Genomic DNA, 15,640 nt, shown 5'->3' with positions numbered 1-15,640 from the left:
ATCCAAGTAATATTTAAATGGTCTGGTACTGCTTTAAAATCTTTTCCTACAACATAAGTGGAGCCTAGTTTTCCCCAACCATTTTTAACGGTACGTCCACCACTTGGAATACTAGCAATAAATTCATTATCAAGAGAGAATGTTCCGCTTACTATTTCTATTGGATAGGCTTCAGGAGCACATTCTGTGGGTAGCCATTCAAAAGTTTGTTCTTTATTAAATAAATTCATTGTATGTGCATTAGTGGATGTTCTTTTATTTTTACAGCTTAAAGTAATTATGCCTATAAAACTTACTATAATAATTATTTTTAACTTGTTCATTTTATCCGTCTTGTATAACTCTGGTTCTTACTCCATTTTCTCTATTTGGAGACATAGGTGGTACTAAACCCACAACTCTGCCATTATAATGGGCGGAAAAGTGAAAATACTCATTTCTTAAATCTTGCAACATTTTTTTATCTTCTACAGTACTAAAGTCAATCACTCCCTTTTCTCCTTTAATATATAAATCAATACGCTTTTTAACGTCAGCGAGTTTTACTTTTTTACCAGTTTCGTTTTTTATAGGGAAATCTTCATTAATAAGAGAGAAATCATATTTTACTACCTTTTTTATTGAAAACTCTACCATAATATGTAATGGTATATGGCTGTATTTATTAGATATCCCTTTTCTTTCGGCACGTAATGAGCCCCAAGTGTCGTTTATCCAAATTTGTTCTGGTAAATACCAACCAAGATCTATTAAATTTTGACGCTCAACCTCCATTTTTTCTTTATAATTTATGGTTGCATAGTCTAAAGTGACTTCTTCGTCTGCTTTATCGGTATACCCACCGCCAATATCCGAATGTACTCCAGGCAAAAACTTTTGGACACCTCGGCGTGCACTTTTAATATTTGTTAATCTAAAATTATCTCTGTGCTCGTCTGCTGCCGCAAGCTGAAATGTGAAATTGGCTTTAGAAATAGCATCTAAATGTAATTGAGCGGTATCATTTGTATGCTTCGTGCCAAAAGAAGCTACCGTGTCATACAAACCAACAAAGCGCACAGTTGTTTTTAATTTTGGAGTAAGACTTTTTTTTGCTAATTCTTCGCCTAAAACACCACCATCTTCTGTGTATTTATCGCCAAGATATTCATACAATCCCAAACCATTATCTGCCTCTTTGTTTCCTCCTTTTTTCTGATTAATTTCAAAAATAAAATGTCGAGCAGCAGCTGCGCCACGGCTAAAGCCATAACTGTCTATTTGTAATCTGTTTATTTTTTCAACACCTGCTTTTTTTAAAGCAGCTACAATTTCTATACATCCTTTTTTTACTTTTCCTTTCACGCCAGTTGCTCCTTTACCCATAGCTTTTCCCCAAGTGCCATCGTCTTCAAGGTCTTCGGTGCCTATGCCTTCTATATATACAGATAGTTGAATGTTTTTTTCTTCTATAATTTTTTCGTAGGCAGGTTCCATTCTGGATATGTTAGAAAAATCGTTATTGTAACTTCCAGATTGTTTAGAGCTGTACCATTTATCTTTATTATAAGAATCGGCAAGGTCTTTATCGTATGTTTTTCCTTTCGTTTTATTCTCGTATTCTAATCTTGCTTGTGTATTTTTTCTGTTATTTAAGGTGCCATCAAAAAAAATACCGACTGTTACATTTACATAATCTTCAGGTATATGCTCATCATATTTAGCATTGCCAACATTTACCTTTGAGGTGCTAATATCTAGCCCACTAAAAAGATTTCTTGTAGCTGATTCCCCAACAGGTGTTGATGTTAAAATTATAGACATAGTTCTATTTTTTAAGATTACTCTCCATATTCTACAGTTTCTGCACTTGCAATGCTAATTTTTCCGCCTGCGTTAGTTTTAATTTCTCCACTAGCATCTGTTGTAATTTCTTGTGCTTCTTGTTTATAGGTTGCGCTAATTACTTTTATTTCTTCGCCAACTTGTTTTTCTTCATTATTGGCCATAATAAAAGAGTTTTCGTTGATAGATTCCGTTTTGTTTTTACCAACTGTTACGTCTAAATTTTCTTCTACATTAATTTGCATATTTTTAGCATTAAGCGACATGTTTTCTAGGGCTGATATTGTAATATTGTTGTTAGCTGTATCTATGGTTATTATATTGCCATTCTTGTCTGTAATCGTTATGCTCTCTGAGCCATTGGCATCGTTTAGCTCGAAAGTATGCCCGCTTCTAGTTTTAATAGCCTTAACATCATTTTTTTCGCTTTTAAAAGCGTTGGCTTTACCGCTGCCATTATATAAACTTCCCATCATGTAAGGGTGTTCTGCGTTGCCGCCTTCAAAACCAATTAAAACCTCTTCGTTGACTTCTGGAATAAAATGAAAGCCTTTATCACTGCCAGCGTGAGGTGTTACAATACGAATCCACGGTGTCATTTCTCCCATTGTTTTTTGCCAAGGGAATTGTACACGAATTCTTCCTAGACCTTCTGGGTCTGCATTTTCCATAACTATAGCCGTCTGGCTTTCACTTTTAGGGAAGGCATTGATATTGGTGTTAGGGTAGATATCAAATTCGGCCGTTACAGCTTCAAAATTATTTTGGTAATCACCATTTTCAGTATTTGTATGGGTAACGCTAATTACTCTGTAAGTAGAACCTTCAACCTTAACAATATTACCTAATTTTACGCCTGGATTATCACTAACCCCACTAAAAATAACTTGTTGTATTTGGGTAGCTTTTTTTTGTAATTTTACATTGCTATCAAGCCGTTGTTTAGATTTAGGGTCGTTATAGAAGTTGTGCCAAACTTTGGTTTGCTTATTGTATATGGTGTTTGCTTTGTTAGAGACAAAGCCACTATAACCATTTGCAGTAGCGTTTATCTCTTTAGTGTCTTTTTCGTGTGTTTCATCTAGTAAGTAATCGGTTGCATAATATTTATAATTATGAGACTTAGGGATAAGGTTTAAATGGTATTCTTTAAGATCGAAACCATAAGTTAAACGTAATTCTGTTGTTTCAGGTTTACCAAAGATGAGTTTTACGCCATTATAATATAACCACTCACCATATTGTGCAGCAAGCCTACTTATGTAGGCGTAAGCGCTTTCATTGTGTTGTACGGAGTAATGTAGGGTAGAGGAGTTATTGGGTTGAATTAATACCTCTAATTTCGATTTGTCGTAATCTTTAAAGGTTTGTGTTACTATATCGGATAAAGTAACAGCGTTGTAGGATGCATAATGCGGACCATCTTCTGTAATGAAAGTAGGGCTTTGGGCTTTAATAACAACACCGTCACCCGAACTTGCTTCGTGGCCTTTAATGGTTTTTACTTCAGTTACAATACCTTTAAATTCTAGAGCTTGATAACCGCTATAGCTATCTATAGATGCTGTTTGCATTGTAATAGTTTCACCTAAGAAATTCTTGCTAGACTCTCCTAATGCTTGCGATAAATCTTCAAGAACATCCATTCTGCAAACGAGTTCCATTGTATGATGTTCTCCTATTTTTTGATGTAATAGAATGTTTTTAAAAGCAGTTATTTCCCGACCACCAATAAAAATATCTGTTTTGCTTTGTAGTGCCATAAACTTATATTATTAAATATTCTGGTTTATGTTAAATCCAGAATAGGAAAAAACTTACCTCTTTGGAGGTAAAGTAAGTTACTAATTTACATTATTTTTTTAAATGATAAAACTCTTGGACTGAGTAAGTTGTTTTTAGATCATTCTGTAAACAAGTGTTATAATATGGTGTATATTTAATTGCTGATATATTATATTGCTTTTTAAAAGCAGATATTTTTTGGATTCCAATAAAAATACCCCTCTACTTCTTTTGGTATGAGGATTAATGTTTTCGTGTAGCAAAAGTTATATTATTAATATACTTACCCTTTATATTCAATAACCTTTTATGCGCTAAATCATAGCATATATTAATGCCGTTTGCAATGTTCAAAAACTAAGCTATAAAATCTATATGTAAAATAACGAAAAAAGCGCTTGTTTACTAAAACAAGCGCTTTTTTAACGTTAAGGTTAAATCGTGTTTCGGATTTATTCTAATATTTGAAACAGAAATGTGTAAAATTGAGTTTACACGAGATTGTTTTCGACTAAATATTCAGCTATCTGTACTGTATTTGTTGCTGCGCCTTTTCGCAGGTTATCACTCACTACCCAAAGGTTTAGAGTGTTAGGTTGCGATTCATCTCTTCTTATTCTTCCTACAAACACATCGTCTTTACCATTGGCGTAGATAGGCATAGGGTACACATTAACGTCGGTGTTATCTTGTACTGTGACTCCTGGAGTAGCGTGCAGTAGTTTTCTAACTTCGGTAATATCGAAATCATTTTCGAAAGCAACATTAATCGCTTCACTATGTCCGCCAGATGTTGGTATACGTACTGCTGTAGCGGTAACAGCTATTGTTTTATCATCTAATATTTTCTGAGTTTCGCGAATCAGTTTCATTTCTTCTTTCGTATAGCCATTTTCTTCAAAAACATCACAATGAGGGATTGCGTTTTTATTTATAGGATATGGGTATGCCATCTCTCCCTTAACGCCTGCCAGTTCATTTTCTAATTGTTTAATAGCCTTAACCCCAGTACCAGATATAGATTGGTAAGTGGAAACGACAATACGTTTGATTTTATATTTTTTATGAAGTGGCGCTAGAGCCATAACCATCTGTATCGTAGAGCAATTGGGATTTGCTATAATCTTATCGGAAGGTGTTAAGGTCTGAGCATTAATCTCAGGAACAATTAATTTTTTGGAAGCGTCCATTCGCCAAGCCGAAGAGTTATCGATAACTGTAGTGCCTACAGCAGCAAATTTTGGCGCCCACTCTAAAGAAGTTTCTCCTCCTGCAGAAAATAAAGCGATATCTGGTTGCCTAGCGACTGCGTCTTCTAAACTTATAATAGTATAGGCTTTACCTTTAAAATCTACTGTTTTACCAACGGACCTTTGTGATGCTACAGGAATAAATTCTGTGATTTTAAATTGGCGCTCGTCTAAAACCTTACGCATAACTTCTCCCACCATTCCAGTGACTCCAATAACTGCTAATTTCATTTTTTAAAACATTTAATATTACAAACTTATACTATTTACGACTATTGGTATTTATAAATACTTTAATTTTTTCATAAAAAAAACCGCTCTATTAAATAAAGCGGTTTGAAATACATTTTCTTTTAGATTACTTTTTTAAAGCATCTCTAATTTCTTTTAGGATGTCCAATTCTGTTGGTCCTTTTGGTGCTGGTGGAGCTGGAGGTGTTTTTGTTTTATTGTAAGCTTTTACAATAATAAATAACACAAAACCAACAATAATTAAGTTAATTATCGCATTAATCCATTTACCATACATGATTGCATTTTCTGGTTTTGATATCGTTCCATCGGCAGCAATTACAGCGTCGTCTAGTACGATTTTCATATCAGCAAAATCTAAACCACCTGAAAAGTGCCCAACAATTGGCATCATAATATCAGATACGAAGCCACTTACCACAAGTCCCATTGCTCCTGCAAGTAAAACGGCAACGGCTAAATCAATGACGTTACCCGTCATAATAAATTTCTTGAATTCTTTTAACATAATATTATTTTTAAGTTAGTTAACTTTATTAAAGTACGCTAAAGTAGTTGATTTACAAAAAATAAATCTAATTCTCAGGTTGTAAATTATGTTATTATCGTTTAAAGACACGTTTCACCCTTTGGGAGATGGCAGTTAATATCTCATAGGAAATAGAACCGATGGTTTCCGAGAAATGCTCGGCGGTATGATGCGGACCAAAAACAATAGCCTCATCCCCTTCATTACAATCAATTTCGGTGACGTCTACCATAATCATATCCATACAAACATTACCCACTATATAGGCCTTTTGCTTGTTTATGATAACATAACCTTTTTTATTGCCATAAGCTCTAGTAATGCCATCAGCATGGCCTATAGGTAAGGTTGCTGTTTGCAGTGTTTTCGTGGCAATCAAGGCGCGGTTATAGCCTAAACTATCCCCTTTTTCTAAAGTGTGAATCTGTGAAATTGTGGTTTTTAAAGTCGCAATAGGTTTTAAAAACGGATTAAATTTAGGGTCATTACCAAAACCATACATACCAATTCCACTACGAACCATATCAAAATGGGCTTGAGGATAATTTAGTATACCCGAAGTATTACATTGGTGAAGCATAGGGGTGTATCCCAAACCGCTAGCCATCTCGGCGATCATGGTTTTAAAGGTTTCAATTTGTTGTATGGTAAATTGTTTCTCATTTAAATCCTCACTAGCGGCAAGATGAGAGAATAAAGAGGTGACTTTAATAGCACTTTTGTTTTCTAGGGTAGAAAGAATTTTTGGGCAATCTATTTGAGAAAAACCGAGTCTATTTAATCCCGTATTAAATTTTAAGTGAACCGGGTAATGGGTTTGCTTTTTGTCTTCTGCAACAGCAATAAAAGCCTCTAGAACCCGATGCGAATATAAGCTAGGCTCTAAACAGTGTGCTATCATAGTTTCGAAGTATTCAGGTACTGGGTGTAATACTAATATAGGGGTGGTTATACCAGCTTCCCGCAATACAATACCTTCGCTAACGTAAGCGACAGCAAAGTAATCGACTTGTAATTCCTCTAGAGTTTTGGCAATTTCTATACTATCACTACCATAGGCGAATGCCTTTACAACAGCAAGAAATTTGGTATGGGGTTGTAATCGCGATTTTAAAAACTCAACATTGTGTTTTAGGGCTTTTAAATCTATTTCTAAAACGGTTCCTTGAGCTTTAAGCATCAGGTTGATTCGGTTTTAGTTCTTCAATATCATTCACTTTGAAATCTTTTATTTTTTCGCGTGCCATCGCTTTGTAGTAAGCGGCACGACTTAGGGGTTCGTATTCTTCTGTTTCACCTAGTAAGACAAGTGCTTCACTACTTGTTTTACGGTGACTAAATTGAGCTAAATTTCCTGTTCGAGTGCACACGGCATGCACTTTAGTAACGTATTCGGCAGTAGCCATTAGGTTGGGCATAGGTCCAAAAGGGTTGCCTTTAAAATCCATGTCTAAACCAGCAACAATTACACGTATACCTTTGTTAGCTAAATCGTTACAAACACGTACTATCTCATCATCAAAAAACTGAGCTTCGTCAATGCCTACGACATCACAACCATCGGCAAGGATAGGAATGTTGGCAGCAGCAGGAACTGGTGTGGAGCGAATTTGATTGGCATCATGAGATACGACCATTTCATCATCATAGCGCACATCGACAGCCGGTTTAAAAATTTCTACACGTTGCTTTGCAAATTGGGCGCGTTTTAGTCGGCGAATAAGTTCTTCTGTTTTACCAGAAAACATAGATCCGCAAATAACTTCTATCCAACCAAATTGTTCTTTTTGATTTACTGTATTTTCGAGAAACATTTTGTAATTTTAACTCAAGAACGAAAAGCATTTTCGTTCTTTATAAAGGTGGCTCAAATTTATTAAAAATCAAAAGCCTAAATTGCATTAAATTCAAAAATTATAAAATTTTTAATTATGAAGAAGAAGCTAGAATCAGAATTAATAAGCATTGCGCACAGGATTCTAAGGTTAAAGGGAAAAGAAGACGTTGATAAATTACATAAAGAAGTTTCAGAATTATACGAAAAACTAACTGTTTTAAAATTTGCACAACAAAATTTTGAAGATGCCATACCTACTATTGGTAATGATTCTTCATTTTTTGATATGTTGGATACGGCCTTTAATAATAAAATTAGTGACAATATTGAAGTTGAAGACCGCACCTATGTTAATTTAGATGAGGTCGAAGATGATGGGATCATGGAGCCTGTTATGGAGAAAATTAAAGATATGGTAGCTCATATGCCAGAGGAAAATGAGACTGATGCTGTTCTTGATAGCTTAACCGCTCCAGAGTCTTATGGTAAAAATGACTTTGAAGAGATTACAGCAGATTTTACAGAGATGCCTATTTTTGATAAAGTAGTGGGACATGTAAATGGAGACGAAAGAAAGTCGTTAAACGATACATTAAAAAATAAAGCGTTTGCTATCGGGTTAAATGATAAGCTTGCCTTTATTAAACACTTGTTTGAAGGTGAAAGTGACGATTATTTACGTGTTATTTCACAGCTAAACACTGCAGAAAGCTTTAATGAAGCTTCAGCATTTATAAATAATGTGGTGAAGCCAGATTATAATAATTGGGCCGGTAAAGAAGATTATGAAGTCCGTTTTATGGAAATAGTTGAAGCTAAATTTAATTAAATCGAACTAGTGAGTAAATTATATATAGTACCCACTCCTATTGGAAATTTAGAAGACATCACCCTAAGAGCACTAAGGGTTTTAAAGGAAGTTGATTGTATCTTAGCTGAAGATACGCGAACCTCAGGGAAATTATTAAAGCATTTTGAAATCAGTACACATATGCAAAGTCACCATATGCATAATGAGCATAAAACGACCGAGCGCATTGTAGAACGTATTAAAGGTGGTGAAACCATTGCATTAATCAGTGATGCCGGTACACCAGCTATTTCGGACCCGGGATTCTTACTAACCCGTGCTTGCGTAGAAAATGGTATTGAAGTCGACTGTCTCCCTGGAGCTACAGCTTTTGTTCCTGCTTTGGTGAATAGCGGATTGCCAAATGATAAGTTTGTTTTTGAAGGGTTTTTACCCGTTAAAAAAGGACGCCAGACCCGTTTGCTATTGCTAGCCGAGGAAACGCGTACCATAATATTTTACGAATCGCCGCATAAACTGATAAAAACCTTAGGGCATTTTTGTGAGTATTTTGGTGAAGACAGGCCGGTATCCGTATCGCGAGAGCTAACAAAAATGTTTGAAGAAACTATTCGTGGAACAGCGAAAGACGTGTTAGATCATTATACAAACAAACCACCAAAGGGTGAGATTGTTATTGTAGTAGGAGGAAAAATTAAATAAGTATTAGGGTGAAAACACTCTTACGTCATATTAAGGATTGTACGCTTTGTGAAGCCTATTTACCACTAGGTCCAAATCCCGTTGTGACGGCAAGTAAAACATCTAAAATTGTAATTATCGGCCAAGCGCCGGGAATAAAAGTACACCGTTCAGGGATTCCTTGGGATGATGCGAGTGGAGCTCAGTTGCGACAGTGGTTGGGGGTGTCTACCGAAACTTTTTACGATACTGCCAACTTCGCCATTATACCTATGGGATTTTGTTATCCCGGTAAAGGAAAATCTGGCGATTTACCGCCTCGCCCGGAATGTGCCCCGCAATGGCATGCCGCCTTATTAGAACAAATGCCTCATATAAAATTAGTCCTTTTAATTGGAAGCTATGCGCAAAAGTACTACCTAAAAAAAGAAGCAAAACGAACACTCACCGAAACAGTAGCTAATTATAACGCCTATCTACCTCAATATTTACCACTACCACATCCGTCACCAAGAAATCGATTTTGGTTTTCAAAAAATCCGTGGTTTAAAACAGAAGTTTTACCCACTCTAAAAGATAAAGTTGCAGACCTTTTAAACTCTAAATAGGTAAAAGAAGATTGTAGTTAGTATTTTAAATACCTCTAAATATTAAGGTATTAGACACTACTTTGCGTTAAAGTCAATGCTAAAGCCGTAAAACGACTATTTTTTTACACTTTTAAGTGGTATTTTTACTCTATTAGAACTTAAAACATAGTATTAGAATGAAAAATAAAATCACAACCGAATGGGTCGGTGGAATGCAATTTGAATCGGATAATCCTAGTGGGAAAACAGTAATTATGGACACCGATGTGGAAGGTAGTACAGTGCGTTACGGACTGTCGCCGAAAGCCATGATGCTATCGTCTTTAGCGGGTTGTTCTGGTTTGGATGTTGTATCTGTTTTAGAAAAGATGAAGGTGGAAGATTATAAGTTTAAAATGGATGTAGAAGGAGAGCTCACCGATGAGCACCCAAAATATTACCATACGGTTACTGTCGACTACCATTTTTATGGTAAAGATTTAAATGAATCTAAAATTAATAAAGCCGTAAATTTATCTGTCGATAAATATTGTGGGGTTATGGAAATGTTTAGAAAATTTGCTACTGTAAAAACAAACATCCATATTCACAATTCGTAATTATTAGACGTTAATCCTAATTAAAAATCAAGAGTTGCATGCGTTGGACTTTAAAACCTAAGCCTAAACAAGAAACGGTCTCTAGCTTACAGCAAGCTCTGCAAGTGGAACCTGCAATAGCATCACTTTTGGTGCAGCGGGGTATTGAAACCTTTGATCAGGCTAAATATTTTTTTAGACCGAGTTTAAGCGATTTACACGATCCTTATTTAATGAAGGATATGGATAAAGCGGTGCAACGTATCGAGCAGGCCATTTCCAACAGTGAAAATATATTGGTTTATGGGGATTATGATGTTGATGGTACAACAGCAGTGTCATTAATGTCCTCGTATTTATTAAGTGATTACCCTAATGTAGCGACTTATATTCCGGACCGCTATGATGAAGGTTATGGTGTGTCTTTTAAGGGCATAGATTTCGCGAGTGATAACGAGTTTTCTTTAATTATAGCACTCGATTGTGGTATAAAAGCCATCGATAAGGTGGCTTATGCTAAAGAGAAAAATATCGATTTTATAATTTGTGACCACCATAGGCCGGGAGATAAAATTCCTGATGCAGTAGCTGTTTTAGACCCTAAGCAAGACGATTGTAATTACCCATTCGACGAACTTTGTGGTTGCGGAGTAGGCTTCAAATTAATTCAGGCGCTGGCAGCAAAAAAAGGTCAAACTATAGATGACTTAATGCCGTATTTGGATTTGGTAGCCACAGCCATTGGAGCAGATATTGTACCTATTATTGGTGAGAATCGTATTCTTGCGTATTATGGTATGCGAGTAATTAACAGTAGGCCGAGGGCAGGTTTTCAAGCGATAATAAATCAAGTAAAAAAAGACAGCTTAACCATTACCGATGTTGTTTTTGTTATAGCACCACGTATTAATGCTGCGGGACGAATGAAGCACGGTCAATATGCGGTGGATTTATTAACGGAAAAAAATGTTGAGGTTGCCGAGCAGTACGCTGCAGAAATTGAAGCCTTTAATCTCGACCGACGCGCTACCGATAAGCAAATTACGCAAGAAGCACTACAGCAAATCGAAGATTTAAAAGACCAAGACCGGATGACAACAGTTGTTTATAGCGCGAATTGGCATAAAGGGGTTATTGGTATTGTGGCTTCCCGATTAATAGAAACCTATTACCGTCCCACTTTAGTGTTTACAAAAAGTGGCGATAAATTAGCTGCTTCAGCGCGCTCAGTAAAAGGATTTGATGTTTATAATGCCCTAGAAGCCTGCTCGGAATTTATAGAGCAGTTTGGTGGACATAAATATGCTGCGGGTTTAACTTTAGAAGAAAAAAATTACGAGGCTTTCAAGCAAAAATTTGAGGAGGTGGTAGCTTCTACCATCGATAAACGACTATTAACTCCCGAAATAGTTATCGATACCCAAATAGATTTAAATGCGATTAATGAAAAATTTTACCGTATTCTACGCCAGTTTGAACCTTTTGGCCCTGGAAATATGTCGCCTGTTTTTATGAGCGATAATTTAAAAGATACAGGTTACGGAAAATGTGTGGGAGAAGACAAAACCCATTTGCGTTTAACGGTTAAACAAGAGGGAACCCCGCAGTTGGTGTGTATTGGTTTTGGTCTTGGTAATAAATTGGATGTGATTAAAAGTCAACAGCCTTTTAAAGCCGCTTATTCCGTTGACGAAAACCATTGGCAAGGTAATGTATCACTACAACTAAAACTTCAAGATATTAAGGCTTAATGGTGTTTTTTTAAGACCATAGTTTTGCCATCAAAAACAGCATAGGTATAATACACAATCCAATCGCCTAAATTTATATACTTAGATTTGGGGTTGAGGTCTATTTCTAAAGGTAAATGGCGGTGGCCAAACACAAAATAATCGCGGTGTTTGGTTTCTAATTTACGCTTACAGTACTGTACTAGCCATTCGTTATCTTCACCAAGAAACTTAGCGTCTTCATCTCCAGAAATGAGTTTGTTTTTTACCGATAGGTGCTGCGCAAGTCTGACACCAATATCTGGGTGTAGCCAGCGGAATAACCATTGAGAAAAGGGGTTGGTAAACACCTTTTTCATGCGTTTATATCCTTTGTCTTTAGGTCCTAAACCATCACCATGACCTATAAAAAAGGTGGTGTCGTTAAAAGTAAATTCTTTGGGTTTATGGTAAACGGGAATATTGAGTTCTTCTTCAAAATACCCATACATCCAAAGGTCGTGGTTACCAACAAAGAAATATACGGGAATACCAGAGTCGGTAATTTCGGCAAGTTTACCAAGCGTTCGTGTAAATCCTTTTGGGACTACCGTTTTATATTCGGCCCAGAAATCGAACAAATCCCCCAATAAAAAAATAGCGGCAGCATCTTCTTTTATTTCATCTAACCACGCCACAAATTTTTTCTCTCGAATACTAGAGGCTTCTTTTGTTGGCGCTCCTAAATGATTATCGGAAGCGAAGTATATTTTTTTTCCTTCTGGTATATGCATGTTTAAAGGAGTCATGGGTTTGCGTTAAGGATTGAAGCTCTGTTGGAGCTCTCCCGATAGGTATCGGGAAGCGACTGCTGAAAGCCTGACCTGCAAGGTAACGCCCAAATAATTAATTATCTGATGCGAACCATTCGGCATAAGACGAATCGGTTTCTTGTAATCTTAAAGCGTGTAATTTGATGTTTTCCGGTAAGCGTTGTTTTATTTTTTCGGCAAAATCAATAACCATCATTTCGCTTGTAGGTTGGTAATCTACCAATAAAACGCTGTGGTCTCGTTTTTGCAACTCTTTGGCAAGCTCTACGTGTGGCGTGTTTTTGTTAAACACTGTTGCGTGATCGAATACGTCTACGATTTCCTCCTTTACAATTTTCTTTAAATCGCCAAAATCGATAACCATGCCGTACTTTACATTGGTATTATCGCTAATGGGTTTTCCGATAACGGTTACCGATAGTTTGTAGCTGTGACCGTGTACGTTTTTACATTTCCCATCGTAACCATAAAGGGCGTGACCGGTTTCGAAAGAGAATTGTTTTGTAATTCGAATGTTACTCATGTATGCTTGTTTTTCGTTGCAAAGATACCAATTTTACAAAAGCGAGTTGCTTATAAACTGTATTAACTGCTTTTAAGAACCGGCTGTTTTAACGCTTGTTACGGTTTCTGTTAACGATATAAATAATTATTAGTGCTAAGCCTAAAAGGAGAAAAATTCCGTTACCGCCTAAAAATTTAAAAATTTCCATGGATTTTATGTTTTATTATTAATGTTGTATTATGGTTTAGCGGTTTAAAAACTCTGTTCTAAATAGAATAATTAAAGGCACACCGCGCGCAATAATCCAAAAAGTTAAGGCTATAAATATACCTTGAAGTTTAAGATTATAGTGATCTAAAAGTAATAAAATTGGAATAAAAACAAGTCCTGTTGAGAGTAATAAAAGATTTCTTAAGACTTTCATTTTACCAAGGCCCTTAAACATCCCATCGAAAATGAATGCTAAAGCGCAAAGGGGCTGCATGGCTAGTACAATCCAAAATACAGTATAAAACGCGTCTAAAACCTCAGGAGAATCGGTGAAGATAGTCCCAATTTTATAATAAAATAGACTACCTAGAATGGCCAAAATAATCCCCAAAACAATACCGAATTTTATAAGCGTATTACTTAGTGCAATGAGTTTATTATAAGCGCTAGCGCCATACAATTTTCCAGATAATATATTCCCTGCGCTGGCATAACCGTCGATAACAAAAGCACCAAAAAACCATAAATTGATGGCTATGGTATAGGCCGCAATATATTCTGCGCCATAACCTGTAGCATAGGTGGTAGCAAAATAAAGGGTGACGTTTAGGGCAACTGTTCGAATCACTAAATTGCCAATCATGGTTAGAAATCTTCCAATTTCGTGATTAAAAGGTAGAGAGAATCGCAGTGGTATGGGTGTTTTTTTGAGTAATAGGATACCCGAGATAATCGCCATTAGTGCTTGAGCAATTACACTGGCATAAGCAGCACCTTCAATATGCATGGCTGGAATATAACCAGGAATACCATATACAAAAGCAAGGTCTAAGACAATGTTGGTTAACGCTCCTATAATAGCAATAATCATAGGGTAGTAGGTATTTTGTAAGCCGCGAAATGCTCCGAAAACGGCTATGGTGAATAGGGTGAATGGAAAACCAAAGACCCTTATTTTATAGTACAGCTCGGTATAGTCTAGTATAAGTCCTGTAGCATTATAAAGTTTGAAAATTTGTCGAGTAAAAGGAAACGTTAAAAGGATAATAAGTAGACTTAATGAAGTAATAATTACTATGGCTTGCGCCGGTAAGTTTTTGACCTGATCTAATTTATTAGCCCCTAAATACTGCGATACTATTGATGAAATCGCACTTCGCGTTTGTCCGAAAACCCAAATAAGCATCGATAAAAAAGTGGTTACTATACCTACAGCTGCTAGGGATTCGGTGGCGTTAAGATCGACATTTCCAATAATAGCGGCATCGGTAAGCGATAAAATAGGCTCTGATACGCCTGCAATTAGTGCGGGAATGGCTAATCGGTTAATGGTTTTTATGCTAATATCTAAAGACACTTTTTTATATTTTAAGACTGTGGCAAAGGTGTGAAATTTTTAGGATAATAATCTGTATTTTTGTCCTTGAAATCGTTATATTAATAGTTATGAAAAATATCTTAGTTCCTGTCGGATCGTCAAAAAACGCATTGTCTCACCTGCAATATGCTGTAGACTTTGCGCGAGCAGCTGGAGCAAGACTTTACGTGGTTCAAATTTACAATATCTACTCCAAAGCGGGGGCGATGATTAAAATTGATGATATACTTGAGCGTGAAAGTTTGTTGTTTTTAAAGGAATTGATTTCTCAAGTTGATACCAAGGGTGTTGATATTGTTGCTAAAACTTTTAAAGGAACCTTAATTGAAACTTTGGAAGTAGTAAGTGCCTCTTTAGATATTGAATTAATAGTTTTAGAGCCTAGAATTAGCTCTACAAAAAGTGAAGTGTTTTTAGGTAAAACTTCAGGAAAAATAATTAAGCAGACAAAAATTCCAGCTTTAATAGTACCAGAAGGCTGTAAATTTACTCCTATAGAAACGATATTGTTTGCCCTTAAATCGGCAATCATAAAAAAGGGAGACGCTTTAAACCCGTTAAAAATCTTAAAGAAAGATTTTAGTGCTAAAGTTAATTTATTACTAGTAAAAACACCGTATTACAATCCTGGCGATTTTGAATTGAATGCCGATTTAAAAGAATTGGTAACTATGGTTATGGAGTCTGAAAACGGTACGACCTTTCAAGGGGTATTAGAACATTACAAAGAAAACGATCCCGATATGTTATGTGTTGTAAGACGTAAACGCGGCTTTTTTAATAAGCTATGGGAAAAAAATGTGATTCTCAAAAAAGATTTCCACTCAACCAATTTACCCGTGTTAGTTCTTAAAGAGCTTAAATAACC

At 36.0% G+C, this 15,640-nt stretch carries 16 protein-coding genes; 6 read left to right on the top strand and 10 right to left on the bottom strand.

Annotated features, from left to right (window positions below; all coding sequences use genetic code 11):
• The 7 genes from BLV64_RS12470 to BLV64_RS12440 all read right to left on the bottom strand — a co-directional run.
• Positions 1–323 (bottom strand): DUF2931 family protein (locus BLV64_RS12470; protein ID WP_143034167.1); only part of this gene is annotated, 323 nt, incomplete at its 3' end.
• 1 nt (position 324) lies between these two features.
• The gene (locus BLV64_RS12465) at positions 325–1,803 is read right to left on the bottom strand and encodes a T6SS phospholipase effector Tle1-like catalytic domain-containing protein (protein WP_092136051.1); all 1,479 of its coding nucleotides are present in this window, start codon (positions 1,801–1,803) and stop codon (positions 325–327) included.
• A 17-nt stretch (positions 1,804–1,820) separates the two neighbouring features.
• On the bottom strand, positions 1,821–3,587 hold the full coding sequence (locus BLV64_RS12460) for a type VI secretion system Vgr family protein (RefSeq protein ID WP_092136049.1): 1,767 nt from the start codon (positions 3,585–3,587) through the stop codon (positions 1,821–1,823).
• A 513-nt stretch (positions 3,588–4,100) separates the two neighbouring features.
• Positions 4,101–5,090, bottom strand: a complete 990-nt coding sequence (locus BLV64_RS12455; RefSeq protein ID WP_092136047.1) for an aspartate-semialdehyde dehydrogenase — start codon at positions 5,088–5,090, stop codon at positions 4,101–4,103.
• Between the two features lie 127 nt (positions 5,091–5,217).
• Positions 5,218–5,619 (bottom strand): large conductance mechanosensitive channel protein MscL, encoded by a 402-nt coding sequence (mscL, locus tag BLV64_RS12450; RefSeq protein ID WP_092136045.1) that lies wholly within the window; start codon positions 5,617–5,619, stop codon positions 5,218–5,220.
• 94 nt (positions 5,620–5,713) lie between these two features.
• Positions 5,714–6,820: an alanine racemase gene (alr, locus tag BLV64_RS12445; protein ID WP_092136043.1), complete on the bottom strand. Its 1,107-nt coding sequence runs from the start codon at positions 6,818–6,820 to the stop codon at positions 5,714–5,716.
• A complete protein-coding gene (locus tag BLV64_RS12440) occupies positions 6,813–7,454 on the bottom strand; it encodes a thymidine kinase (RefSeq protein ID WP_092136041.1) in 642 nt (213 codons plus the stop codon). Before BLV64_RS12440 ends, alr begins: the two co-directional genes overlap by 8 nt.
• Before the next feature lie 117 nt (positions 7,455–7,571).
• Between BLV64_RS12440 and BLV64_RS12435 the strand changes: the two genes are divergently transcribed.
• The 5 genes from BLV64_RS12435 to recJ all read left to right on the top strand — a co-directional run bounded on the left by BLV64_RS12435 (position 7,572) and on the right by recJ (position 11,888).
• Complete coding sequence (locus tag BLV64_RS12435; RefSeq protein WP_092136039.1) at positions 7,572–8,306, top strand: hypothetical protein; 735 nt, start codon at positions 7,572–7,574, stop codon at positions 8,304–8,306.
• 9 nt (positions 8,307–8,315) lie between these two features.
• Entirely contained in the window at positions 8,316–8,990 is a 675-nt protein-coding gene (gene rsmI, locus BLV64_RS12430; protein ID WP_092136037.1) for a 16S rRNA (cytidine(1402)-2'-O)-methyltransferase, read from the top strand.
• 8 nt (positions 8,991–8,998) lie between these two features.
• On the top strand, positions 8,999–9,577 hold the full coding sequence (locus tag BLV64_RS12425; RefSeq protein ID WP_092136034.1) for a uracil-DNA glycosylase family protein: 579 nt from the start codon (positions 8,999–9,001) through the stop codon (positions 9,575–9,577).
• A 158-nt stretch (positions 9,578–9,735) separates the two neighbouring features.
• A complete protein-coding gene (locus BLV64_RS12420) occupies positions 9,736–10,158 on the top strand; it encodes an OsmC family protein (RefSeq protein WP_092136031.1) in 423 nt (140 codons plus the stop codon).
• Between the two features lie 38 nt (positions 10,159–10,196).
• On the top strand, positions 10,197–11,888 hold the full coding sequence (recJ, locus tag BLV64_RS12415; RefSeq protein ID WP_092136029.1) for a single-stranded-DNA-specific exonuclease RecJ: 1,692 nt from the start codon (positions 10,197–10,199) through the stop codon (positions 11,886–11,888).
• Here the strand turns inward: recJ and BLV64_RS12410 are convergent.
• From BLV64_RS12410 to BLV64_RS12400, 3 genes are all read right to left on the bottom strand, one after another.
• Positions 11,885–12,640: a UDP-2,3-diacylglucosamine diphosphatase gene (locus BLV64_RS12410; RefSeq protein WP_092136027.1), complete on the bottom strand. Its 756-nt coding sequence runs from the start codon at positions 12,638–12,640 to the stop codon at positions 11,885–11,887. The genes recJ and BLV64_RS12410 overlap by 4 nt on opposite strands.
• 112 nt (positions 12,641–12,752) lie before the next feature.
• Entirely contained in the window at positions 12,753–13,202 is a 450-nt protein-coding gene (locus tag BLV64_RS12405) for a 6-pyruvoyl trahydropterin synthase family protein (RefSeq protein WP_092136025.1), read from the bottom strand.
• A gap of 226 nt (positions 13,203–13,428) precedes the next feature.
• Positions 13,429–14,751, bottom strand: a complete 1,323-nt coding sequence (locus tag BLV64_RS12400) for an MATE family efflux transporter (RefSeq protein WP_092136023.1) — start codon at positions 14,749–14,751, stop codon at positions 13,429–13,431.
• A gap of 89 nt (positions 14,752–14,840) precedes the next feature.
• Between BLV64_RS12400 and BLV64_RS12395 the strand changes: the two genes are divergently transcribed.
• Entirely contained in the window at positions 14,841–15,638 is a 798-nt protein-coding gene (locus BLV64_RS12395) for a universal stress protein (protein ID WP_092136021.1), read from the top strand.
• Positions 15,639–15,640: the final 2 nt, after the last annotated feature.

It is taken from the genome of Bizionia paragorgiae, from assembly GCF_900107625.1.
Lineage (GTDB): Bacteria > Bacteroidota > Bacteroidia > Flavobacteriales > Flavobacteriaceae > Bizionia > Bizionia paragorgiae.
This window is presented reverse-complemented; position numbering and strand designations above follow the sequence as displayed.